This is a genomic window from Isoptericola halotolerans (assembly GCF_013149785.1).
Taxonomy (GTDB): Bacteria; Actinomycetota; Actinomycetes; order Actinomycetales; family Cellulomonadaceae; genus Isoptericola; species Isoptericola halotolerans.
Window position 1 is genome coordinate 350,965 of the sequence record NZ_JABEZU010000001.1, and the last position, 22,309, is coordinate 373,273.

Here is a 22,309-nt window from a genome sequence, read left to right on the forward strand (position 1 = left end):
GCCGGGCCGGTCGGCTCAGTCCGGCCGGCCGAGGCAGGCCGCCAGCTCGTGCAGGGAGTCGACGACGTCGACGCGCGCGGCCTCCGGACGGGTGGCGTGCAGGTAGCCCCACGGGCCGCGGCGGATCAGCACGGGCCGCATGCCGGCGTCGGCGGCGGGCAGCACGTCGTTGTCGAGCCGGTCGCCCACGTAGGCGATGCCGGACGGCGGCACCCCGGTGAGGTCGGCGACCCGTGCGAAGAACTCCGGGTCGGGCTTCTCCACGCCCCACTCGTCCGAGGTGCGGATGCTGTCGACGGGCAGGTCCATGGCCTCCAGCGCGCGCCGGGCCTGCGGCGGCTGGTTGCCCGCGACGACGACGGCGTACCCGGCGTCGCGCAGGGCGGCCAGGGCCGGCCGGACGTCGTCGTAGAGGTCGTCCGCGTCGAAGTTCTCCCGCAGGCCGTCGGGCTCGTCCGCCGCCCACCGGGCGATCTCCGCGGGCACGTCGAACCCTGGCCGGGCCAGCTCGAAGGCGTGCTCGAGCGGCCTGTCGGTGGCGGCGCAGGCGCCGATCAGGCCGAGGAACGTGCCACGGGGCAGGCCGAGCCGGTCGGCCCACCGGGAGAAGATGCGGGTCTCGTCGATCAGGGTCTCGCCGACGTCGAGGACCACCGCGCTCACCATGCCGCCGAGCCTATCCGCCGCCCCTCTCGCCTACCCCTCCCACACCGACCGCGAAGTAGTACCTCCGGTGCTGCGGAAGGACGCGCGGGGTACTTCCGCAGCACCGGAGGTACTACTTCGCGGCCGTCGACGTGCCGGAGTAGCGTATTCAGCGGACGTCCAGACCTCGGACCTAGGGTGAGAGACATGACCGAACCGGCGATCCCTGTGACGCTGTCGACAGCGTCGGTGTACCCGCGTCGTGCCGCGTTCGCCTTCGAGTCCGCCGCCGAGATCGGCTACGACGGCGTCGAGGTGATGGTGTGGCACGATCCGGTCTCCCAGGACCGGCGCGCCCTGTCGCGCCTCGCGGAAGACACCGGCATGCCGATCCGTTCCATCCACGCCCCGACGCTCCTGGTGAGCCAGCGGGTGTGGGGCCGTTCACCGGCGGACAAGCTCGCTCGCGCGGTGGACATGGCCGGCGAGCTGGGGGCGCGGACCGTCGTCGTGCACCCGCCGTTCCGCTGGCAGTACCGCTACGCGCGCACCTTCGAGGAGCAGGTCCGCACGCTCAACGCGTCCAGCGAGGTGACGGTGGCGGTGGAGAACATGTACCCGTGGCGCCCGCACTCACGGCTGGACCGGGAGCTCAAGGCGTACCTGCCCGGCTGGGACCCGATGGAGCACGGCTACGACGCCGTGACGCTCGACCTCTCGCACGCCGCGATCGCGCAGCAGGACGGGCTGACGCTGCTGCGCCAGTTCGGCGACCGGCTGCGTCACGTCCACCTGGCCGACGGCACGTTCAACGCCCGGGACGAGCACCTGGTGCCGGGCCGCGGAGACATGCACTGCGACAAGGTGCTCACCGAGCTCGCGCAGACCGGGTTCGACGGCGACGTCGTGCTGGAGATCTCCACCCGGAAGGCCTTCGACGCCCACGAGCGGCACACCGACCTCGTGGCCGGCCTCGAGTTCGCCCGGTCCTACCTTGCGCCGGAGCCCGTGCCGTACACGCCCCCCGAGCCGGAGCACCGCCACCTCCCGGCGGACGCCTGGTAGGTCGCGCGCCGCGCGGTCGTGCGGCAGATGGTGCGAGGCAGTCAGGCGGCCAGCGCGGGCCGTGCTCCGACCGCCCGCAGGACGAACGTCTCGGCGGCGCGGATGGCACGTTCGCGCGTCTCGGGGTCCTCGGGGATGAGCCGGCCCGACAGGCAGGCGTTGACGAGCTGCACGGTGGGCTCGATGTCCTGCCGGGGGAACGACCCGAGGGCGACGCCGTCGTGCAGGATCCGCTTGAGGATCGACTCCACGATCTCGGCGTGCTCCCGCAGCCGGGCCTGGGTGGACCGGGACAGCACCGTCCGCAGGTCGGGCCCGGGTGCCAGGTGGAAGACCCGGGCGAGCTGCGCCTGCTGGCGGATGTAGGTGCGCAGCTTCTCGACCGGGTCCTGCACCTCGGCCAGCGCCCGCTCGAGCGTCAGGGCGTACTGCTCGGTCTCGTGGGTGATGAAGCCCAGGAGCAGCGACTCCTTGTCGGAGAAGTGGTTGTAGACCGCGGTGCGCCCCACGCCGGCCGCGGTCGCGATGTCGGCCAGCGTGATCGTGTCGAAGCCGCGCTCCGCCATGAGCGTCGACAACGCCGTGAACAGCTTGTGTCGAGTCATCTGACGGTGCTCGTGCAAACTCTTCCCGATGATCTTGGGCATGCTGACATCATAGGCAGGCTGTGTCAGGTCAAAGGCCGCTATTGTCGCCGCTGTGACTGATGACACCGCTGCGGAGAATGCGTCGGACGGCATCTCGCCGGACACCAAGGACTGGACGTGGGTCGTCGAGCGGTCCTGCCCGGAGTGCGGCTTCGACCCGACCGCGGTCGACCCCCTCGCCGTCGGTGCCGCCGTGCGGGCGACCGTGCCCGTCTGGCGCGCGGTGCTCGCCCGCCCGGAGGTGCGACGTCGTCCCGCCCCTGGCGTCTGGTCGCCCCTGGAGTACGGGGCGCACGTCCGGGACGTGTTCCGGGTCTTCGACGAGCGGCTCGCGCTGATGCTGGACGCCGACGGCGCCGAGTTCGCGAACTGGGACCAGGACGCGGCGGCGGTCGAGGGGCGCTACGAGCAGTGCGACCCCGCGGTCGTGGCCGAGGAGCTGACCGAGGCGGGCGAGGCCGTCGCGCACCGCTTCGACGCTGTACGGGCCGATCAGCTCGAGCGGGTCGGACGCCGCTCGAACGGTTCCGTCTTCACGGTGCGGACCTTCGGGCGGTACTTCCTGCACGACGTGGAGCACCACCTGTCCGACGTCCGCGCCTGAGCCGACACGGCCGGCGTCACACGCCGGAAACACGGGGGGCTGCCGAGAGGAGTAGTTTGCGCCACATGTCGTACGTGCAGACGCTCGTCCCTCCGGAGCACGCCTCGAACCACGTGCTCGTCGTCCCGGACTCGTGGGAGCCTGCTCAGGTGAAGGGCCTGGCCGACGCCTGGTTCCCCGACGTCCAGTGGCTGCGCGAGCCGCAGGCGGACACCGGACCGCGTCCGACGGGTGGAGCACGGTTCCGCGGCATGGCGGCCGAGCGTGCCCAGCAGGCCGAGCCGGGCGTGCTCGGCATCGGCACCGAGCACGGGGCTGCTGGCCCCTTCCCGGTGGCGGACGGGCTGTCGCCGCAGGCGGGGCTGAGCGGCAGCGCAGCCGCCTACGCCCTCGGCCGGGTGGACGGGATGTTCGACCAACGGGCCGGCCGGCCCGTGTCCACCGACGACCGCGACGGGATCTCGCGTGCCTTCGCCGCCGGCCTGCCGGAGGGCGAGGAGCTCCGGCTCGTCCAGTGGGGCGTCGCGGTCGCCCGCAAGACCGGGGGCACCCTGCTCGCCGACGGGCGCCAGCTCCTGCATCCTGATCCCACCAGCGCCGTGGACCTCACGCTGTACGCCGCGCACCCGGTCGTCGCGGGCGAGCTCCTCGGGCTGCTGAGATCCCTCGTCGCGACGGCGGAGGTCGAGGCGCAGGAGAGTGCCGCGGACGGCACGGCCCGCACCAGGCTCGTGGCACGCACGCCGTACGACGGGACGATCGTGGTCGAGGCCGAACGGGTCGAGCGGGTGCCGCGGGCGCTGGCGGGGCTCGAGTGGCGGGAGTACGGGCCGCACGTCGCCCGGATGTCCTGGCTGCCGCAGGACTCCTTCGAGCTGGAGGTCGAGCGCCCGTCCGGGGTCCACGTGATCGCCCGGGCGCGGATGCGGGTGCTCGTCGCGCGGCTCGCTCTCCTGCTGCACGACCAGGTCGGCGGCGCGATGGTGGACGACGGCGCGTTCCTCGTGTCGACGGCCGAGGTCGAACGTCGGACCGACGAGCAGCGCACCGCTTCACGGGCCTGGATCTGACGTCTCTGCCGCGACGAGCGTGATGTTGTCCACAGGCGTGTGGACCGTTCCGCAGCGGGCCGGGCATCGGTGCCCGCCCTGGTGAACGCAGGATTCCCGGTGGTGGCGGCCTCCCGGCGCGACGAGTCGGACATCCTCCGCGAGACGCCCCGAGCCGCATGATCCTGCGGTTCCTTCCTGTTACCACGTCGTTCCCGCGGACGACAACCTGAACGCCCCACACCGTTCCGTGGGATGCGCGGCGCGCCGGATCTGGCGTGTCGTCCACAGATTTTGTCCACAGGGGTGTGGACGGTATGGGGATTCCGGGGGTCCTGCTGTGGACGAGCCTGTGGTCGAAGATCTCCTGCCCCGGACCTCTTGCAGTACCCACCGAGCGGGTCTAGAAACGTGCCTAACGGTCTCGACAGGATGAGCCTCGAGCTCATCGGTCGGGGCGAAGGTCGACCGGAGAACGACGGACCGATCCGCACCGAGTGCGGGCCGCGGGTGACGACGCGGGTGTCCGGCGGGGCCGGAAGACCACCCGCGTCCGGGATCCTGCGGAGAACGGGCCGGTCGGGGCGACGACGCACCAGGCCCTGACCGATCCGGTGGGAGGCCCGGGGCTGTGACGTCGACACAGCGCCCCGACTGCGATCGCCGGGGAACGCGGCAATCGCCGAGGCCCCCGGCCGCCCCGGGGGCCTCGGCCGTACCTGGGAGCGCGACCGCACGTACCCTCGGGCCATGAGCAACCTCGAGACGCGCCCGGACGAGCAGGTGTGCGCACCCGGCTCTGCCGTCGGCGGCGTGGAGCTGCTGGAAGCGCGGGACGTCCCGCTCGGCGGCCCGCGCGCCATGACCGTGCGCCGGACGATCCCGCAACGGCAGCGCTCCCTCATCGGTGCCTGGTGCTTCTGCGACCACTACGGGCCCGACGACGTCTCGTCGTCGGCGGGGATGCAGGTGCCGCCGCACCCGCACATCGGGTTGCAGACCGTCAGCTGGCTGTTCGCCGGGGAGATCCTGCACCGGGACTCGGTGGGGTCGTGGCAGACGGTGCTGCCCGGCGAGCTCAACCTCATGACGGCAGGGCACGGCATCTCGCACTCGGAGGAGTCGCCTGCGACCTCGGCGGGCCGTCCTCGCCCGCCCACGTTGCACGGCGTCCAGCTCTGGACGGTCCTGCCTCTTGCGGTGAAGGACAGCGCGCCGAGCTTCGAGCACCACGCTGACCTGCCCGTCGTCGTCCACGACGGTGCCCGGGTGCAGGTCTTCCTCGGGACGTTGCGTGTCGCGGACGAGGAGCTGGTGTCGCCGGCGCGCACCTACACCCCGCTCGTCGGCGCACAGATCGACCTGGAGGCCGGTGCGTCGGTCGTCCTCGACGTCGACCCGGTCTTCGAGCACGGGCTGCTCGTGGACGACGGCGACGCGCGCCTCGAGACCGACGCCGTGCCGCCCGGTGCGCTCGCCTACACGGCCCCCGGGCGGGCCCGGCTGACCGTGGCCGCCGGCGAGAGCCCGGTGCGTGCCGTCCTGCTCGGGGGCGAGCCGTTCGCCGAGGACGTCGTCATGTGGTGGAACTTCGTGGGACGCACCCACGAGGAGATCGTCCGCGCGCGGGCCGACTGGGCGGCGCAGCTCACCGACCTGGACGACGGTGGCACGGACTTCGAGCCGGGTGCCGGTGAGCGTCGCTTCGGCAGGGTCGACGGCTACGCCGGCGGGCCGTTGCGCGCCCCGGCGCTGCCGGAGGTCCGGCTGCGTCCCCGGCGTCGCCCCGGCTCCTGAAGGGTCGCTCGCGGGCCGGTCTCAGGGGAACGTGATCCGGAGCTTGGCGTTCTTCATCCCCTTGCCGACGTTGACGACCTTGATCTTCATCCCTCCGCTGCGGGTGGTGAAGGTCTGTCCCTCGCGCATGGTGGAGCGACGGGTCGACTCACGGCCCATGGGGACCACGAGGTGCTCGCCCGGGTACGCCCACGTGGACCGGCTGCCCGCCATGCGGGAGACCGTGATGCCGTAGCGCACGGTGTAGTCGGAGCTCGCCCGGTAGGGCAGGGGTGTGTACGGGTACCGCACACCGGGCTCGTTGCTGCGCAGCTCGATGAAGTAGACCTCCCCGGTCCGGGGGTCGCGGGCCCGGACGAGGGTCGGGCGCTTCGTGTCCCGGTGCCGGGCGGTGAGCAGGACGGTGCGGTTGCCGCCCTTCGCGCCGACGAACCGCTGCTCGGACTTCGGCAGGACGCCGAGGCGTCGCTTGTGCGCGCCGGAGAGCGAGGGGATGCCCTGCGCGGCGAACTCGGCACCCATCAGGTCCAGGGGGTCGAGCCCTTCGGCAGCGCCGCACCGCGAGCTGCGGAACCCGCCGTCGTTCTTGCCCCGGCACCACCCCACGCCGGAGTGCTCCAGCCCCAGGTTGTGGGCGAGCTCGTGCGCCAGCGTGGCCACGCCCTTGTCGTACTGGCGGTGGTTCCACCGGTTGGTGGACCTGAGCCCGTCGGGCCCGCCGAACAGGGAGAACGCCCACCCTCCCGGCGAGTCCCGGCCCGCCTTGGAGGGCATCGAGGCGAGCCCGACCTTGCCGGCGCAGGTCTTGCCGTAGCGAGACCCGCCGGCGTAGTCGCCCTTGCCGTACGGGTAGAGCACCACGAGGTGGGCGCGACGGTCGGGCCCCCGGTTCTTCGCGGAGTACCAGCCCTTCCCGTAGTGCTTGGCGCCGCCCCGCTTGACCTGCTTCAGCACCTGCTGGGTCGTGCGGCAGGCGCCGTCGCCGGTGTTGATGCGGTGGATCTTTCCCGATCGGACAAAGGTGACCTTTCCCCTGGACTGCTTCGACCAGTAGGAGGAGGTCCGGGAGAGAAGTCGGTCGACGTCGGTGTCCCGGACCATTTTCTTGACGCGCTTCTTCGACATGTTCTTGGGTGTCGCGACGACGACCTGCACGGTGTGGGTCTTCTTCTTGGTGCGGACCGCCGTCGCGAGCGCGCGGGTCCCGTCGTTGGTGGACGTCCGCCCGAAACGGGACGAGTCGACGGCGGACTCCCAGGTCACCGGGCTCCCGCCGTGCGGCTCCCGCACCTCTGGCGCGGCAGCGGCCGCCGTCGCGTCGACGAGGAGCAGTGCACCCACGATGGTGGCGACGACAGAAAAGCGCAGCGACATTCCGGATCCCCCGAACCGATCGACGTCGATGATTCGGAGCGTATCGACGAATATCGGAATGCGCCCGTCGGAAAGGAATGTCCTTTTGGTCGGGAAGATCCGGACGGGGCTATTGGTTCCGATGCCGGACGATGATCGGCAGGACGGCCCACAGGCCGAGGAGCAGCACCGCGCACGCACTCCCGACCACCAGTCCGGCCGTGCGGTCGAGGACGACGTCGAAGACCAGCAGCGCCGTGCAGGAGAGCGCGACGGCGAGCAGCACCAGCGCCGCCCTGGTCATCCGGTCTCCGATGGTGACCACCGGCCGCTTGAGGTGGCGGCGGAACAACGACCGGTGGATCGCCACCGGGGCGACGAACAGGCCGGTCGCCGTGATGCAGACGAGAAGGTCCACCAGGTACACGTTGCGCTGGAAGGCGTCGAGGTCCTGGAACCGGGACTGGAAGGGCAGGATCAGCAGGAAGCCGGTGAGGATCTGGACGCCGGTCTGCATGACCCGCAGCTCCTGGAGCAGCTCGACCCAGTTGCGGTCGGAGCGTTCCTCCGACGTCTCCTCCCGGCCGTGCTCCCGGGGCTCCGGCCTTCTTGCGGCGTCCGTCATCGCCCCTCCTCCGTGACTGCTGGTGGGCACCTCATCGTGCCACCGGGGGGCCGTGGGCGCAGCGACGGCACGATGTCGCGATGCTGGCTCCGTTCACGCTCCGTGCCGCGACACCCGACGACGCCGCCGGGTGCGCCCTGGTCCATCACACCTCGTGGGTCGAGACGTACTCCGGGCTGCTCCGTGCGGACCACTGGGACACCGACACCCTGGAGCGACGCACCCTGCTGTGGCAGCGCTGGCTCGCCGGCGACGGGGTCGTCGTGGCCGAGGCCGGGGGTCGTGTCGTGGGCATCGCCTCCGACGGCAGCGGGCGGACCGTCGGGGGCCACGAGCCCGTGCGTGAGCGCGAGCTGTACCTCCTCTACGTTCTGCAGGCGCACCACGGGTCCGGGGCAGGCCAGGCCCTGCTCGACGCCGTCCTGCCGCCATACGCAACTGCCCAGCTCTGGGTCGCGGAGCACAACCCGCGCGCGCGTCGGTTCTACGAGCGCAATGGGTTCGTCCCCGACGGTGCTCGGTGCGTCGATGAGCAGCTCGGCCTCGCCGAGGTCCGCCACGTGCGGTGACACCCCGTCGGGGTGCGCTGAGCGGGTGACGGGAATCGAACCCGCGCTATCAGCTTGGAATGGCGGGGGTTGCTCACCACTGCTTGTACGGCGCCAGGTGCGGCGTGAAGCCCTTCGTGGGCGGCGAGACGGTCCAGCCGTACTTCTGGAGGGTGGCTGCCGCTTCCTGCTGGAGGTCGCGGACGGTGGACCGGAACTGCCTCATGCGCCACCGCTCGCGTCCGGCTTCGAGCGCAGCCTGCCATCCTTCGACCGCGTCGACGCCGCAGTCCTTGATGAGCATCTCGAGCACGTCCTCCAGGCATGGCCTGAATCTCTCTCCGCCGACAGGGAGATGAACGCTGGAGAGATCGTGAGGCTGCTTGACCCGCCGACTGTCCTTGGCGTGCGCGATGGCGAGCAGGTGGCTGAAGGCACCGCGCTCTCCGTGGAACTGCCAGTGGCAGATGGGATCGGTTCGCATGTCGCTGAGGTACTCCAGCCGGACCAGCGGTGTGCTGTCCAGTGTCGAGTACACGGCGATGTCGGTGCGCGTCGCCTTCAGGTGCTCGCGGGCGTGGTCGAGCTGGAGGAAGACGGCGACGGCCAGGTCTGCGAGGTGCTGGCCCTGGACGTGCAGCGGGACCCGTTGGTTCTTCTTCGTCGTGCCGTCGGGTCGGACGGCGTATCGATCCCCGAGCTTCACGGAGACCATCTGCACGTGGTCGCCCAGGGTGGCGGCGATCATGTCGCCGATCTCACCGGCGAACTCGCGGGATCGCTCTTCGAGTTCAGAAGTCATCGGTGGTTTCCCCGAGGAGAAAAGCGATCTCCTCGAGTTCTTCCACCGCGTCCCATTCGAAGCCGGCCAGAGAGCCGCGGGCCACACGCTCGCGGAAGTCGTCCAACGTGGTCCCGAGCGTCGTGAGGATCTCCTCGCGCCGACGCTCGAGGTCGGCGCGAGTCACTTCGATCGTGCGGGGGGCCATGTCAGCGTCCTTCCGTTCGTCGGTAGTCCACCATCCTGCTACGAGGCACCGACACACACCAGATCGGGTGGAGTGTCTGTGCGAACGCGCTCATCGGGGGGCTGCCCTGTCGTGCGCGCGCCGCTCGAACTCCTGGCACACGGCCGAGTGCCATCGCACGGGAGCCTGGTTCATCTGTCGCGTGGCCGGCTCCGAGTGCCGTAGCCATCCGACCGTCCGGTCGTGCGATCCAGGTGCCGTCGTGGACGGAGCCGGTCGCGGCCTGGGAAGGGGTGCCAGAACCGGCCTCCGGCAGACGACGAGAGGCCCGGCCGTGACGGCCGGGCCTCTCGGTGCTGAGCGGGTGACGGGAATCGAACCCGCGCTATCAGCTTGGGAAGCTGAAGTTCTACCATTGAACTACACCCGCACGCCGGTCCTCGCGGGCCCAGGAAGGGCCGCCACGACGACGCGCGTCCCGATCATACCCAACACCCCGCCCGACGCCGAAACCGGGACGGAACCGGGGGCGTCGAGCCGCGCCGTCGGACGCCTCGCGAGACCGCGGTGCGCGCCGGGGGAGCGCCGACTACCGTGTCCCCGTGCTGCTCTCCGACCGCGACATCCGTGCCGAGCTCGACGCCGGGCGCGTCGCCCTGGACCCCTACGACCCGGCGATGGTGCAGCCGTCGAGCATCGACGTGCGCCTCGACCAGTTCTTCCGGCTCTTCGACAACCACCGGTACCCGTTCATCGACCCGTCGCAGGAGCAGCCGGAGCTGACCCGGCTGGTCGAGGTCGACCCCGGTGAGCCCTTGGTGCTGCACCCGGGGGAGTTCGTCCTGGGGTCCACCTACGAGGCGGTCACGCTGCCCGACGACGTCGCCGCCCGGCTCGAGGGCAAGTCCAGCCTGGGGCGGCTGGGCCTGCTCACCCACAGCACGGCGGGGTTCATCGACCCGGGGTTCTCCGGCCACGTGACGCTCGAGCTGAGCAACGTGGCGACGTTGCCGATCACGCTCTGGCCCGGCATGAAGATCGGTCAGCTCTGCTTCTTCCGGCTCAGCTCGCCCGCGGAGCACCCCTACGGTTCGGAGCGCTACGGGTCGCGGTACCAGGGGCAGCGCGGGCCGACGGCGAGCCGGTCCTGGCAGTCCTTCCACCGTTGGGGCGTATGAGCGCGTACTACCGAGGCGGCCGACGTCGGTACGCTCGGTCCCGCCGCGCGGGGTCGACGACCAGGAACGACGCGGCGCCCCGGTCCCGGAAGGAGCTCCGTCAGATGGCCAAGCAGTCGCCACCGTCCCTGCCCCCGCTGCCACGTGCGACCACGCAGGGGCACCAGGCGCGCCACCTGCTGGCCGTGCCCGCTGACGTGGAGGTCGACGAGGTCGAGGTGCTCGCGATGTCCCGGTTCTCCGGGGCGCGCTGGGACGTGGCGCCCGCGTCGCTGCTCGGCGCCGACCTGCCTGCCGGACGCATCGCCGCCCCCGGTGAGCCCGGCGTGCTGCGACTGACCCGTCACAGCCACGTCCACGGCCCCTACGCGCCGCGGGGTGACGGCTTCGAGACGGGTCTGCCCAGCGGCACGGCCATGGTCTTCGACGTCGTGACGCCGCGGGAGCGCTGGGACGACCCCCCGCTCCCGGGCGGCGGGGACCGGGACGGGCTGGCCCGGTCATTCCCTGCCGGTCTGCCGAACCGTGAGGAGGAGCGGGTCGTCGCCTGGCTCGTGGCGGCGGCTCGGCGGCTCGGCGGCTCGACCCGGCTCGACGTCGCGGCCCTGTGGGACCCCGCGGAGGCCGCGCGCCGCGACGCCGGGGCCGGTGTCGTGCTCACGCCGGACCCGGGCGCCGCCGTCGATCTCACGGTCTGGTCGGACATCTGGCTCGACCCGCAGGCCGCGCACCGGGTGCTCCAGGCGGTCCACCCGCGCGTCGTCCTCGCGACCGAGGGGGCGGACTACCAGGGACCGCCGCCCGGCATCGCCGACAAGCCGCTCTACCCCGGCGAGAAGATGGACCCGGAGGTGCGCCGGGCACTGCACGCCCGCGCCGACGACATCGACATCGCCGCGCTCCAGGAGCCGGTGGTGCTGGACGGCTACGGTCTGACGATCGACCTCGGCCACGACGGGTTCGTCACGGTGGAGGTCAGCGGCGACGAGGTGCTGCCGCTGCTGGTCAAGGAGCTGCCGTGGGCGGCCGGCGGGGCGATCTGCTACCGCGTCGTCTGGGACCCGCCGGACCTGCACGAGGCGCAGCGGGAGTTCCCGCAGCCCGCGCTGGTCGTGGCGCGCAGGCGGTCCGCGGACCTGGTCGGCAAGGTGGCCTCGGCCATCCAGGGTGCCGTCGGCGGCGAGATCGCCGACGAGTCCGAGTTCCTCCTGGCGCCCGAGGACCTGTAGCACCTCGGTCGTGGCGCAGGCCGGTCGGAGCCCGCGCCGATAGAGTGAAGCCCCGCCCCGCCCCCGGACGGACGGAGTGCCGTGCTGCTGGTCCTGCTGCTGACGTTCGTGCTGGCCCTTGCTGCGCCGGTGCTGGTGGGCTGGTGGGGCCGCCGGGCCTTCTGGGTCCTCGCGCTCGGCCCGGCGTCGGCCGCCGCCTACGCCCTCGCGGTGACGGGGAGGGTGTCCGCGGGCGACGAGCCTGCCTCCAGCACCCCGTGGGTCCCGGGCCTGCAGCTCTCGATCGACCTGCGGCTCGATGCGCTGTCGTGGCTGATGCTGATCGTCGTCGGGGGCGTCGGAGCACTCGTCCTCGTCTACTGCTCGGCGTACTTCGCGCGGGACGCCGTCGGCACCGGCCGGTTCGCCGCGATCCTGACGGCGTTCTCCGGGGCGATGATCGGCCTGGTCACGGCGGACGACCTGCTCCTGCTGTTCGTCTTCTGGGAGCTGACCACCGTCTTCTCCTACCTGCTCATCGGGCACTACGCCGACCGCAAGGCGTCACGCCGCGCGGCGATGCAGGCCATCGTGGTGACGACCGCGGGCGGGCTGACGATGCTCGTCGGCCTCATCCTGCTGGGGGTGAGCACGGGCACGTGGCAGGTGTCGCAGGTGGTGGCCGACCCGCCCACCGGGACGGCCGCCGTCGTCGCCTCCGTGTGCGTGCTGGCCGGGGCCGCCACCAAGGCCGCGCTCGTCCCGTTCCACTTCTGGCTGCCCGCGGCGATGGCAGCCCCCACCCCGGTGTCCGCCTACCTGCACGCCGCGGCGATGGTGAAGGCAGGCGTCTACCTCGTCGCGCGCTTCGCCCCGGCCTTCGCCGAGCTGACCGCGTGGCGCTGGCTGGTGCTGCTGCTCGGTGGCGGCACCCTGCTGCTCGGCGGCTACCGGGCGCTGCGCCAGCACGACCTCAAGCTCGTGCTGGCCTTCGGCACGGTCTCCCAGCTCGGCCTGCTCGTCCTCCTGCTGGGCCTGGGCACCCGGGCACTGGCGCTCGCCGGGCTGGCGCTGCTCGGCGCGCACGCGATGTTCAAGGCAGCGCTGTTCCTCCTCACCGGAGCGATCGACGTCGCCACGGGGACCCGCGACCTGCGCCGGCTCTCCGGGCTGTGGCGCACCATGCCGGTGGCCGCCCTGACCGGTGCGCTGGCCACCGCCTCCATGATCGGGGTGCCGCTGTTCGCGGGCTACGTGGCCAAGGAGGCCGCGTTGGAAGGGCTGTGGCACGACCTGTCCGACGGCGCCGAGGGACTCGAGGTGGCCGCGCTGGTCGCCGTCGTGGTCGGTTCGGTGCTGACCGTCGCCTACGGCCTGCGGTTCTGGTGGGGGGCGTTCGCCACGAAGCCCGTCGGCGTCGACGGCGTCGTCGCGCCGAGCGTCGTGGGTCGTCGGTCGTGGTTGCTCGTCCTGCCGCCGCTGGTGCTGGCCCTCCTGGGCCTGGCCGTGGCGCTGGTGCCGGCGGTGGGCGAGCGGATGCTCGGGCCGTTCGCCGCCACCTACCCCGCCGGGGAGCCGGGCCACCTGGTGCTGTGGGCCGGGCCGACGCCCGCCCTCGGGCTGTCGGTGCTGGCACTGGCCCTCGGTGCGCTGCTCTTCTGGCAGCGGCAGCGCGTCGAGGGGCTGCAGGAGCGCCTCTGGTCGCCACCTGCGGCGGACCGTGCGTACCGCCGCACCATGCGGCGGCTCGACGACGCCGCGGCGGACGTCACCGCGGTGACGCAGCGCGGTTCCCTGCCGTTCTACCTCGGGGTGATCCTCGTCGTCCTGGCGGTGGCCCCGGGCGCGGTCGTCGCCACCGGCCTGCTCGGCGGGCGCAGCGTGCAGGTGAGCGCCGTGGCCTGGGACCGCCCGGCGCAGGCCGCGGTCGTGGCCGTCGTGGTCGTCTCCGCGATCCTGGCCGCCAACGCCCGCCGCCGGCTCAAGGCCATGGTTCTCGTCGGGGTCGCCGGGTACGCCAACGCCGGGCTGTTCCTGCTGCACGGTGCGCCGGACCTGGCGCTCACGCAGGTGCTCACCGAGACGGTCACGATCGTGATCCTCGTGCTGGTGCTGCGCCGGATGCCCCCGTACTTCTCGGACCGGCCGCTGGCCGCCAGCCGGTGGATCCGGTTGAGCCTCGGGGTGGTCACGGGCGTGGTGATGATGGCGCTGACGGTCGCGGCGCCGCTGGCACGCGTGGACGTGCCGATCAGCGTGAACTTCCCCGAGGAGGCGGTCGAGTTCGGCGGCGGCAACAACATCGTCAACGTGATCCTCGTCGACATCCGGTCCTGGGACACCGTCGGGGAGATCTCGGTGCTCCTCGTCGCCGCGACCGGGGTCGCCTCGATGGTGTTCCTGCGCCAGCGCAGCGGCGAGGTGCTGCGGCTGTCGCGGGTCGACGACGAGACCCTCCACGACGACGTCCAGACCCGCAGCGTCTGGCTCGCCGCAGGCCGCACGGTGGCTCCCACGCGACGTTCGGTCATGTTCGAGGTCGTGACCCGGGTGATCTTCCACGCCATGGTCGTGTTCGCCCTGTTCCTGCTGTTCTCCGGGCACAACGCCCCCGGCGGCGGGTTCGCCGCGGGCCTGATGGTCGGCATCGCGCTGGCGGTGCGGTACCTCGCCGGCGGACGGTACGAGCTGGGCGAGGCGCTGCCGATCCAGCCGGGCCTGCTGCTCGGCACCGGCCTGTTCCTGTCGGCGGGGGTGGGCCTGGCCGCGCTGCTGACCGGCAACGAGGTGCTGCAGAGCGTCATCGTCGACCTGCACCTGCCGGTGCTGGGGGACGTCCACCTGGTGACGTCGTTGTTCTTCGACATCGGGGTGATGCTGCTGGTGGTGGGGCTGGTGCTGGACCTCCTGCGCACGCTCGGCGCCGAGATCGACCGTCAGGGTGACCCGGGCGTGCGGATGCCGCTGGTGGTGAGGGCGCCGTGATCGTCCTGGAGAACACCCCGTCGGCGGTGCTGGTGCTCGCCGTCGGCGTGCTGTGCGGCACCGGTGTGTACCTGCTGCTCGAACGCCCCCTGACACGGGTGCTGCTCGGGTTCATCCTGCTGAGCAACGGCGTGAACCTCATGCTGCTCGTGGCCGGGGGCCGTGCGGGGGCGTCACCGGTGGTGGGCAACGCCCCGCCCGGGGAGCGGATGAGCGACCCTCTGGCCCAGGCGATGATCCTCACCGCGATCGTCATCACGCTCGCGCTGACCGCCTTCGTGCTGGCGCTGGCGTACCGCTCGTGGCAGCTGCACGGGCACGACGAGGTCGCCGACGACGTCGAGGACCGGCGCGTCGCCCGGCAGGCGGCGCTCAACGCGCCGGCGTACGAGGACGCCGACGCCGCCGAGACGGGCGAGTCCCTCGACGAGGAGGCCGCCGAGGTCTACGACGAGGTCGCCGACGACGGCGGGCGCGACGACCGCCCGCGCCCCGGCGGGCAGGGTGGCGAGCCATGATCGACCTCGACGCGCTGTGGTCCGCGCAGACGCTCGTCCCGCTGCCGGTGCTGCTGCCGCTGTTCGCGGCCGGGCTGACGCTCGCCCTGCACCGGTTCGCGAACGTGCAGAGGACCATCAGCGTCGCGGCGCTGGCGACCACGACCGTGGCGTCCGGGGCGCTCATGGTGGCCGCCGACTCCGGCCCGGTCGTGGTCGACGTGGGCGGCTGGGCAGCACCCGTGGGTATCGCGCTGGTCGCCGACCGGCTCGCCGCGCTCATGGTCACCGTGAGCTGCGTGATGCTGCTCTGCGTGCTCCTGTACTCCCTCGGCCAGGGCATCGCCGAGGGCGAGGAGCCGTCGGACGGGATGGTCGCCGGGGCGATCCCGGTGGCGATCTTCCACCCGACGTACCTGGTGCTCGCCGCCGGGGTGGCCAACGCCTTCCTGTCGGGCGACCTGTTCAACCTCTACGTGGGCTTCGAGATCCTGCTCGCGGCGTCCTCGGTGCTCCTGACCCTCGGCGGGACGGCCGAGAGGGTCCGCGCGGGCTCGGTCTACATCGTGGTGGCGCTGCTGTCCTCGGTGCTGTTCCTGTCGGCGATCGCGCTGGTCTACGCCGCGACGGGCACGGTGAACATGGCCCAGCTCGCCGAGCGGCTGCCGGAGGTCGACCCGACCGTGCGCCTCGCGCTGCAGCTCCTGCTGCTGCTTGCCTTCGGGATCAAGGCCGCGATCTTCCCGCTGTCGGCCTGGCTGCCGGACTCCTACCCGACCGCCCCGGCGCCGGTGACCGCGGTGTTCGCCGGCCTGCTCACCAAGGTCGGCGTGTACTCGATCCTGCGGACCCAGACGCTGCTGTTCCCCGACGACGCCGTCGTCGACCGGGTGCTGATGGTGCTCGCCCTGGCCACGATGGTGGTCGGCATCCTGGGAGCCGTCGCACAGAACGACGTCAAGCGGCTGCTGTCCTTCACCCTGGTGAGTCACATCGGCTTCATGCTCTTCGGTGTCGCGCTGGCCTCGGAGGCGGGGACGGCGGCCGCGATCTTCTACGTGGTGCACCACATCTCCGTCCAGACGGCCCTGTTCCTCGTGGTCGGGCTGGTGGAGTGGCGAGGAGGGTCGACGTCGCTGGACCGGCTCGGCGGCCTGGCCCGCCTGGCACCGGCCCTGGCCGTGCTGTTCTTCGTCCCTGCGCTGAACCTGGCCGGCATCCCGCCGCTGTCCGGGTTCCTGGGCAAGGTCGGCCTGCTCACCGCCGGGGTGGAGGACGGGTCCGGCCTGGCCTGGGTGCTGGTCGTGGGGTCGGTCGTCACGTCGCTGCTGACCCTCTACGCCGTCGTGAAGGCGTGGAACAAGGCGTTCTGGCAGGCGGCACCGCCCGAGATCGTCGCGGACGTGCCGCTGCCCAAGGGGCTGGTCTGGCCGGCGGGCACCCTCGTCGCCCTCGGCGTGGCGCTCACCGTGGTCGCGGGGCCGCTGTACGGGTACGCCGAGCGGGCCGCACGGACGTCGATGGACGGGTTCACCTACGTGAACGCCGTCTTCCCGGACGGCGCGGACCGGGGGACGGGCGAGTCCGTCGACGTCTCCGCCGACACCGAGGAGCTGCCATGAGCGACCAGTCGTTGCGGGAGCTCGTGCGAAGTGGTCTGCGCCGGGCGCTGGTGCAGTGGCCCGCCGTGGTGCTGCTCACCGGGGTGTGGGTGCTGCTGTGGGGAGACGTGTCCTGGGCGAACCTGGTCGGCGGTGCGGCGCTCGCCGTCGTCGTCGTGACCCTGTTCCCCCTGCCGCCGGTGCGCACGGAGGCGACGTTCCGACCGGTCGCGGTCGGCCGCCTCGTGGTGTCCTTCGCCGCGGACCTGTTCGTCGCGTCGTTCCAGGTGGCCTGGCTCGCCCTGCGGCCGGGGCCCGTGCCCCAGGGGGCGGTGGTGCAGGTTCGGCTGCACAACCCCGACGACGTCTTCCTGACGGTGACAGCGGTGCTCGCCACCCTCGTCCCGGGTTCGCTCGTGGTGGAGACCAGCCGGCGCCGGGGCACGCTGTTCCTGCACGTGCTCGACGTCGAGGGGTCGGGCGGGGTGGAGGGCGTGCGTCGCCACGTCCAGCAGCTGGAGGAGCGGGTGCTGCGGGCGTTCGCCGCGGCCGCTGTCCTGGAGCGGACCGGCGTCGCGGTCCGGCCGACCGGGCGGCCGGACCCGCGCGCCGGGAAGGGGGCCGGAGCATGACGGTCGTGGTGGTCGTGGCGGCCGTGCTCGTGGCGGTGGCCGCCCTGCTGGCGCTGGTGCGCATCGAGCGTGGCCCGTCGATGCTCGACCGTGCGCTGGGCCTCGACCTGCTCACCGCGGGCCTCGTGGGAGCGATCGCGATCGAGGCGGCCTGGTCGCGTCGCACGGAGACGGTACCGATCCTGGTCGCGATGTCGTTGGTGGGCTTCGTCGGGTCGGTGGTGCTGTCCCGCTTCGCGGCCCGCGAGCCCGGCAGCGAGCCCGGCAGCGACGCCCACGCCTCGGGTGAGGTCCCGCCGGAGGACCGGATCGACGGTCAGGGGGGACGGCAGTGACCGAGGTCGACGCCGGGCTCTGGACGACGGTGGCGGACGTCGCCGCGGCCCTCTGCCTGCTCGCCGGTGCGTTCCTGACGTTCGCGGCCGGCGTCGGCGTGGTCCGGTTCCCCTCGCTGCTCGCCCGCATGCACGTGGTGACCAAGCCGCAGGTGCTGGGGCTGGTGCTGCTGCTCCTCGCGCTCGGTCTGCGCGTGCGGAGCTGGTCGGCGGTCGCCCTGCTGCTGCTGGTCGTCGTCTTCCAGCTCGCCACCGCCCCGGTGGCGGCACACCTGGTGAGCCGGGCCGGCTTCCGGACCGGCAAGGTGGACGAGACCGGGCTGCACCCCAACGAGATGGGGGAGGTCCCGGACGACGACCCGCCCGCCTCCGCGACGTCCGGACCTCGCGCTCCCTGACCGGCCGGTCAGACGGCCGCGCGCTCCCGGGCGAGCAGGGACTCCTTGATCGGCAGCCCGTAGCGGAAGCCGCCGAGGGTCCCGTCGCTGCGCAGCACCCGGTGGCACGGCACGAACAGGGCTGCGGCGTTGCGGGCGCAGGCCCCGGCCGCCGCCCGCACCGCGGCGGGGCGTCCCGTGCGGTGGGCGTACTCCGTGTAGGTGACCGGGTCGCCTGCCGGGACGTCGCGCAGCACCTGCCAGGCGTGCTCCCGGTACGGCCCGGAGCGCTGGCGCACGGGTACCCGCCCGACGGCGTCGACCTCGCCCGCGTAGTAGGCGAGCACGGCGTCCGCGGGGACGGCCACACCGGCGTCCGACGCGGGGACGGTCGGCACGTCGGCCCGGGCGGGGCGCAGGTCCGGGTGGATCAGGGTCAGGAGCGCGTCGACGTCGTCCGTCCAGCCGGAGGCGAGGACGACGCCGTCGTCGGCGAGGAGCGTGAACGGGCCGTCGGGCGTCTCGAGGGTGGTCGTGGAGGTCATGCGGAGGTCCTTCCGGTGAGGGCGGCACGCCAGACGTGCCGGGCGGCGTAGGAGCGCCAGGGCGCCCAGGTGGCGGCGCGCTCGGCCAGGGCGCGGGGGGTGTCGGGCAGGCCGAGCGTCCGGGCGCCGGCGCGCAGCGCGACGTCGCCGGTCAGCCAGGTGTCCGGGTGGCCCAGCACCCGCAGCGCGACGTACCCGGAGGTCCACGGGCCGATCCCGGGGCGGGCCTCGAGGTCGGCGCGCAGCGTGGCGACGTCGGCACCCACCCCGACGGCGAGCGCGCCGTCGGCGAGCGCCCGGGCGGTCGCCGTCACGGTCCCGCGCTGCCGGGCGGGCAGCGCGAGGTGGGCGCCGTCGTCGTCGGCGACCTGCTCCGGGGTGGGGAACAGGCGGGTGAGCCCGGGCAGGCGGGAGACGTAGGGGGTGCCGGTCGCGGTGGCCAGCCGACCGAGGTGCGTGCGTGCGGCGGGCACCGAGATCTGCTGGCCCACGATCGCGCGGACCACGAGCTCGTGCGCATCCGTGGTGCCGGGGACCCGGGTACCGGGTGTGGCGGTGACGCTCGCGGCCAGCACCGGGTCCGCCCCCAGCGCGGTGTCGACGGCGACGGGGTCGGCGTCGAGGTCCAGCAGGCGGCGCACGCGGGCGACGGCGGTGGCGACGTCCTGCAGGGACGTGAGCTCCAGGTGGAGGGCGACGGCGCCGGGGCCGACGGCGGCACCTGCCCGCACCTGCACGGCGCCCGGGCCGTGGGGGAGCCGCAGGGTGCGCGCGTACGTCGCGTCCGCGCCGTCGATCGTCGCGGACTCGACGCCGTCGACGGCTCGGGCTGCCAGGTAGGCGATCGTGCCGACGGCGTCGAACGGCTCACGGACCGGCAGGTCGAGGTCCAGGCGGACCGGCGCGGCGTCGTCGCGCCGGGGGTCGTGAGCGGCGGGCGTCCCGGCCGGGCGCCGGGCGCGCAGCGCCGTCGGCGTGGTCGCGAAGATCTCGCGCACGGTGTCGTTGAGCTGGCGGATGCTGCCGAAGCCCGCGGCGAACGCGACGTCGGCCACGGGCAGGTCCGTGCTGGTCAGCAGCGTCCGCGCGGTCTGTGCACGGTGGGCGCGGGCGAGCGTCAGGGGCCCGGCGCCGAGATCGGCGCGCAGGACGCGGTGCAGGTGACGAGGGCTGTAGCCCAGGCGGCCCGCCAGGCCCTCGACGCCCTCCCGGTCGACCACGCCGTCGGCCACGAGCCGCATGGCGCGGCCCGTCAGGTCGCCGCGCAGGTCCCAGGCGGGGGTGCCGGGCGTGGCCTCGGGCAGGCACCGCTTGCAGGCGCGGTACCCGGCGTCGTGGGCGGCGGCGCTGGTGAGGTAGAAGGTGACGTTCTCGCGGCGGGGGGTGCGGGCCGGGCACGACGGCCGGCAGTAGATGCCGGTCGTGCGCACGGCGGTGACGAACTGCCCGTCGAACCGGGCGTCGCGCGCGGCGATCGCCCGGTACCGCTCGGTGAAGACGTCGGGGGTCATGCCCCCATCGTCGCGCGGCGGACGGGGCGACGGCTAGCGGGAATCGGACACGGCGGTGGGCCGGTCAGACGCTCGCGCCCAGCCAGCCGACGACGGCACGCAGGTACTCCTCGCGGGCTTCCGGCGGCGACAGCGCCAGGTCGTGGGCCCCGCCGCGGATGGTCATGAGGCTGACGTCGTCGCCGAGCGCCGGCGCGACCGCGCGGATGTGCTCGACGGCCAGGACGGTGTCGGTGGTGAGGTGCTCGTCGGTCCCCGAGCGGTCGGAGGTGAGCACGAGCACCGGGACGTCGAGGTCGAGGCCGCGGGCGAGACGTCGTTGCGAGCGCAGCACCGAGCGCATCCAGCCCGCCCGGACGGGGAACGGCTCGTGCCACTTCCACGCCGGGTCGAAGTCCCACTCGCCGCCGTGGTCGGAGTGCATCGCGAGGGCGTAGTCGGGCTCGAGGTGGCTGACCACCGCGCGGGGGGCGACCAGGCCCAGGCCTGCGACGAGGACCGTGGCCGCCCACCGCTGGGGAGCGGGTCGGTTCAGGACGAACCAGGGGCTGTTGAGCACGACGGCGTCGGCCCGTCCGGGGCGCGCGGCGGCCCACAACGGGGCGACGAGTCCTCCCGTGGAGTGGCCGAGCACCACGAGTCGTTCGTGGCCCGCGGCCCGGATCCGCGCCGCCGCGGCGTCGAGGTCCTGGGCGTAGACCGCGATGTCACGCACCTGGTTGGGGTCGTGCCCGGCGGCCACGTGGGCGTCCCAGGACCGTCCGTGCCCGCGCAGGTCGACGGCGTAGAACGCGTGGCCGGCGGCCGCGAGGGCCTGCGCCGCGTGCGGGTGGAAGAAGTAGTCGACGAACCCGTGCACCGCGAGCACCGCGACCCGGGCCGGCGCACCGTCGGGGGCGACGGACGGCGCGTACCGCACGAGCGTGGCCTCGGCGTCGTCGGGCAGCGGCAGGGTGCGGGCCTCGAAGTCCTCGCCCAGCACGTCGGGCCGCCAGGCCGAGGTGCGGAGGTCCTGGGGGTCGGGTGCGGTGCTCATCGCATCGAGCCTACTCAGCCCGAGCCTGCTCAGCGCGGCGCGTCCGGTCCCTGCTCGGGGCTCGTTCCGGGGCCGGGGCCGGGGCCGGGGTCCGTCGGTTCCGCGGACGGGGAGGTCGGGTCCGTCGGGGGCGTGCCCTGCTCCGGAGACGTCCCCGGGGCCACGGGCGGCTGCTGGACGCCGAGCGGCGGGCCGGGCTGCGGCGGTGTCCCTCCGGGGGTGTACGGGTCCGGGACGGGCGTGGCGCCCGGGGTGGCGCCTGCCGTCGCGGTGCCCGGCGCCGCGGTGCCCGCCGTCGCGGTGCCCGGCGCCGCGGTGCCGTCCGCCGTCGGCGAGGTGCGCCGGTTGCTGCGGACGACGAGCACCGCGACCAGGGCGAGCACGGCGATGCCCAGCACCGCGCCGATGATCCACCAGGGGAACCCGCCGGAGCCGAGCCCGCCGCTGGCCTCGCCGCGGGCGAAGATCTCCGTGCTCTCGCCCATCGCGGGGCGCCACTCGACGGTGCTGCCGTCCACGGTGCCGTTGGTCTCGATGACCTCCCCGGGGAAGGTGACGGCCACCCGGACGTCGAAGCTGTCGGCGACCCCCGGGGGCAGCCCGCTCATCTGGCCGGTGTCGTCGGACATGTCCATCGTGCCCTGCACCACGAACTCGTCGCCGTCGCGGGTGACCGACAGCTCGTCGGTCCCGGTGCCGGCGAGCTCCTCGAGGGGCATGTCGGTGAAGGTCACGGTCGTGCCCGTGTACTCGCCGTCGGCGTAGGCCTCCTGCGAGCTGCCGTCCGGGAGGTCGCCGGCGATGTCGTCGCCCGCCTGGTCCCACAGGGCCTGCGGGTCCATCCCCATCGTCTCGGCCAGCTGGTCGGAGAACGCGACGGTCATCGACCCGGAGACGGTGTCGTCCGAGGAGAGGGTGAGGTCCATGTCGACCTTCATGCACCCGGCGAGGGCGAGCAGCCCCACGGCGGCGAGCACGGCGACGGCGGCGGTGCGGAGGCGGCGCGGGCCGCGGGTGGGTGTCTGCACGTCCTCAGCATCCCCCAGGTCGGCACGCGGGGCACCCGCTGGGCGGCGCGACAGGGTTGAGTGGAATAGACTCAA

General features: G+C 73.1%; 23 protein-coding genes and 1 tRNA gene. 13 read left to right on the plus strand and 11 right to left on the minus strand.

The window, feature by feature from the left end; genetic code table 11:
* Positions 1-15: 15 nt before the first annotated feature.
* Positions 16-666 (minus strand): HAD family hydrolase, encoded by a 651-nt coding sequence (locus HDG69_RS01720; RefSeq protein WP_171782058.1) that lies wholly within the window; start codon positions 664-666, stop codon positions 16-18.
* A gap of 186 nt (positions 667-852) precedes the next feature.
* On the opposite strand from HDG69_RS01720, the gene HDG69_RS01725 reads away from it, so the two are divergent.
* Positions 853-1,710 (plus strand): sugar phosphate isomerase/epimerase family protein, encoded by an 858-nt coding sequence (locus tag HDG69_RS01725; RefSeq protein WP_171782059.1) that lies wholly within the window; start codon positions 853-855, stop codon positions 1,708-1,710.
* A gap of 41 nt (positions 1,711-1,751) precedes the next feature.
* On the opposite strand, the gene HDG69_RS01730 is transcribed toward HDG69_RS01725, so the two are convergent.
* Positions 1,752-2,357, minus strand: a complete 606-nt coding sequence (locus HDG69_RS01730; protein WP_171782060.1) for a TetR/AcrR family transcriptional regulator — start codon at positions 2,355-2,357, stop codon at positions 1,752-1,754.
* 52 nt (positions 2,358-2,409) lie between these two features.
* Between HDG69_RS01730 and HDG69_RS01735 the strand changes: the two genes are divergently transcribed.
* From HDG69_RS01735 to HDG69_RS01745, 3 genes are all read left to right on the plus strand, one after another.
* On the plus strand, positions 2,410-2,961 hold the full coding sequence (locus tag HDG69_RS01735; protein WP_343036205.1) for a DinB family protein: 552 nt from the start codon (positions 2,410-2,412) through the stop codon (positions 2,959-2,961).
* Between the two features lie 65 nt (positions 2,962-3,026).
* Positions 3,027-4,031 carry a hypothetical protein gene (locus HDG69_RS01740; RefSeq protein WP_171782061.1) on the plus strand — a complete coding sequence of 335 codons (1,005 nt, stop codon included), beginning with the start codon at positions 3,027-3,029 and terminating at the stop codon, positions 4,029-4,031.
* Positions 4,032-4,760: 729 nt separating this feature from the next.
* The gene (locus tag HDG69_RS01745) at positions 4,761-5,807 is read left to right on the plus strand and encodes a pirin family protein (protein WP_171782062.1); all 1,047 of its coding nucleotides are present in this window, start codon (positions 4,761-4,763) and stop codon (positions 5,805-5,807) included.
* Between the two features lie 21 nt (positions 5,808-5,828).
* Here the strand turns inward: HDG69_RS01745 and HDG69_RS01750 are convergent, their stop codons facing one another.
* On the minus strand, positions 5,829-7,181 hold the full coding sequence (locus HDG69_RS01750; RefSeq protein ID WP_171782063.1) for a hypothetical protein: 1,353 nt from the start codon (positions 7,179-7,181) through the stop codon (positions 5,829-5,831).
* A gap of 109 nt (positions 7,182-7,290) precedes the next feature.
* Positions 7,291-7,785, minus strand: coding sequence for a DUF6328 family protein (locus tag HDG69_RS01755; protein ID WP_171782064.1), 495 nt, complete (start codon positions 7,783-7,785; stop codon positions 7,291-7,293).
* Between the two features lie 80 nt (positions 7,786-7,865).
* Between HDG69_RS01755 and HDG69_RS01760 the strand changes: the two genes are divergently transcribed.
* A complete protein-coding gene (locus HDG69_RS01760) occupies positions 7,866-8,354 on the plus strand; it encodes a GNAT family N-acetyltransferase (RefSeq protein WP_171782065.1) in 489 nt (162 codons plus the stop codon).
* 73 nt (positions 8,355-8,427) lie between these two features.
* Here HDG69_RS01760 and HDG69_RS01765 read toward each other — a convergent pair whose 3' ends face one another.
* The 3 genes from HDG69_RS01765 to HDG69_RS01775 form a co-directional block, all read right to left on the minus strand.
* Entirely contained in the window at positions 8,428-9,135 is a 708-nt protein-coding gene (locus HDG69_RS01765; RefSeq protein WP_171782066.1) for a hypothetical protein, read from the minus strand.
* The gene (locus HDG69_RS01770) at positions 9,125-9,322 is read right to left on the minus strand and encodes a hypothetical protein (protein ID WP_171782067.1); all 198 of its coding nucleotides are present in this window, start codon (positions 9,320-9,322) and stop codon (positions 9,125-9,127) included. Before HDG69_RS01770 ends, HDG69_RS01765 begins: the two co-directional genes overlap by 11 nt.
* 338 nt (positions 9,323-9,660) lie before the next feature.
* A tRNA-Gly gene (locus tag HDG69_RS01775) sits at positions 9,661-9,731 on the minus strand.
* Between the two features lie 172 nt (positions 9,732-9,903).
* Between HDG69_RS01775 and dcd the strand changes: the two genes are divergently transcribed.
* From dcd to mnhG, 8 genes are all read left to right on the plus strand, one after another.
* Positions 9,904-10,479: a dCTP deaminase gene (gene dcd, locus HDG69_RS01780; protein WP_171782068.1), complete on the plus strand. Its 576-nt coding sequence runs from the start codon at positions 9,904-9,906 to the stop codon at positions 10,477-10,479.
* 104 nt (positions 10,480-10,583) lie between these two features.
* Entirely contained in the window at positions 10,584-11,708 is a 1,125-nt protein-coding gene (locus HDG69_RS01785) for a hypothetical protein (RefSeq protein WP_171782069.1), read from the plus strand.
* A gap of 81 nt (positions 11,709-11,789) precedes the next feature.
* On the plus strand, positions 11,790-14,672 hold the full coding sequence (locus HDG69_RS01790) for a Na+/H+ antiporter subunit A (RefSeq protein WP_171782070.1): 2,883 nt from the start codon (positions 11,790-11,792) through the stop codon (positions 14,670-14,672).
* On the plus strand, positions 14,669-15,190 hold the full coding sequence (locus tag HDG69_RS01795; RefSeq protein ID WP_171782071.1) for a Na(+)/H(+) antiporter subunit C: 522 nt from the start codon (positions 14,669-14,671) through the stop codon (positions 15,188-15,190). Before HDG69_RS01790 ends, HDG69_RS01795 begins: the two co-directional genes overlap by 4 nt.
* Positions 15,187-16,791, plus strand: a complete 1,605-nt coding sequence (locus HDG69_RS01800; RefSeq protein ID WP_171782072.1) for a Na+/H+ antiporter subunit D — start codon at positions 15,187-15,189, stop codon at positions 16,789-16,791. Before HDG69_RS01795 ends, HDG69_RS01800 begins: the two co-directional genes overlap by 4 nt.
* Complete coding sequence (locus HDG69_RS01805) at positions 16,788-17,402, plus strand: Na+/H+ antiporter subunit E (protein WP_171782073.1); 615 nt, start codon at positions 16,788-16,790, stop codon at positions 17,400-17,402. Before HDG69_RS01800 ends, HDG69_RS01805 begins: the two co-directional genes overlap by 4 nt.
* The gene (locus HDG69_RS01810; protein WP_171782074.1) at positions 17,399-17,737 is read left to right on the plus strand and encodes an MrpF/PhaF family protein; all 339 of its coding nucleotides are present in this window, start codon (positions 17,399-17,401) and stop codon (positions 17,735-17,737) included. The genes HDG69_RS01805 and HDG69_RS01810 overlap by 4 nt, the downstream gene beginning before the upstream one ends.
* Positions 17,734-18,135, plus strand: coding sequence for a monovalent cation/H(+) antiporter subunit G (mnhG, locus tag HDG69_RS01815; protein ID WP_171782075.1), 402 nt, complete (start codon positions 17,734-17,736; stop codon positions 18,133-18,135). The genes HDG69_RS01810 and mnhG overlap by 4 nt, the downstream gene beginning before the upstream one ends.
* A gap of 8 nt (positions 18,136-18,143) precedes the next feature.
* Here mnhG and HDG69_RS01820 read toward each other — a convergent pair whose 3' ends face one another.
* The 4 genes from HDG69_RS01820 to HDG69_RS01835 form a co-directional block, all read right to left on the minus strand.
* Positions 18,144-18,659, minus strand: a complete 516-nt coding sequence (locus HDG69_RS01820; RefSeq protein ID WP_171782076.1) for a methylated-DNA--[protein]-cysteine S-methyltransferase — start codon at positions 18,657-18,659, stop codon at positions 18,144-18,146.
* The gene (locus tag HDG69_RS01825; RefSeq protein WP_171782077.1) at positions 18,656-20,170 is read right to left on the minus strand and encodes an AlkA N-terminal domain-containing protein; all 1,515 of its coding nucleotides are present in this window, start codon (positions 20,168-20,170) and stop codon (positions 18,656-18,658) included. Before HDG69_RS01825 ends, HDG69_RS01820 begins: the two co-directional genes overlap by 4 nt.
* A 64-nt stretch (positions 20,171-20,234) precedes the next feature.
* Entirely contained in the window at positions 20,235-21,206 is a 972-nt protein-coding gene (locus tag HDG69_RS01830; RefSeq protein WP_171782078.1) for an alpha/beta hydrolase, read from the minus strand.
* A 29-nt stretch (positions 21,207-21,235) separates the two neighbouring features.
* Entirely contained in the window at positions 21,236-22,234 is a 999-nt protein-coding gene (locus HDG69_RS01835; RefSeq protein ID WP_171782079.1) for an LppM family (lipo)protein, read from the minus strand.
* Positions 22,235-22,309: the final 75 nt, after the last annotated feature.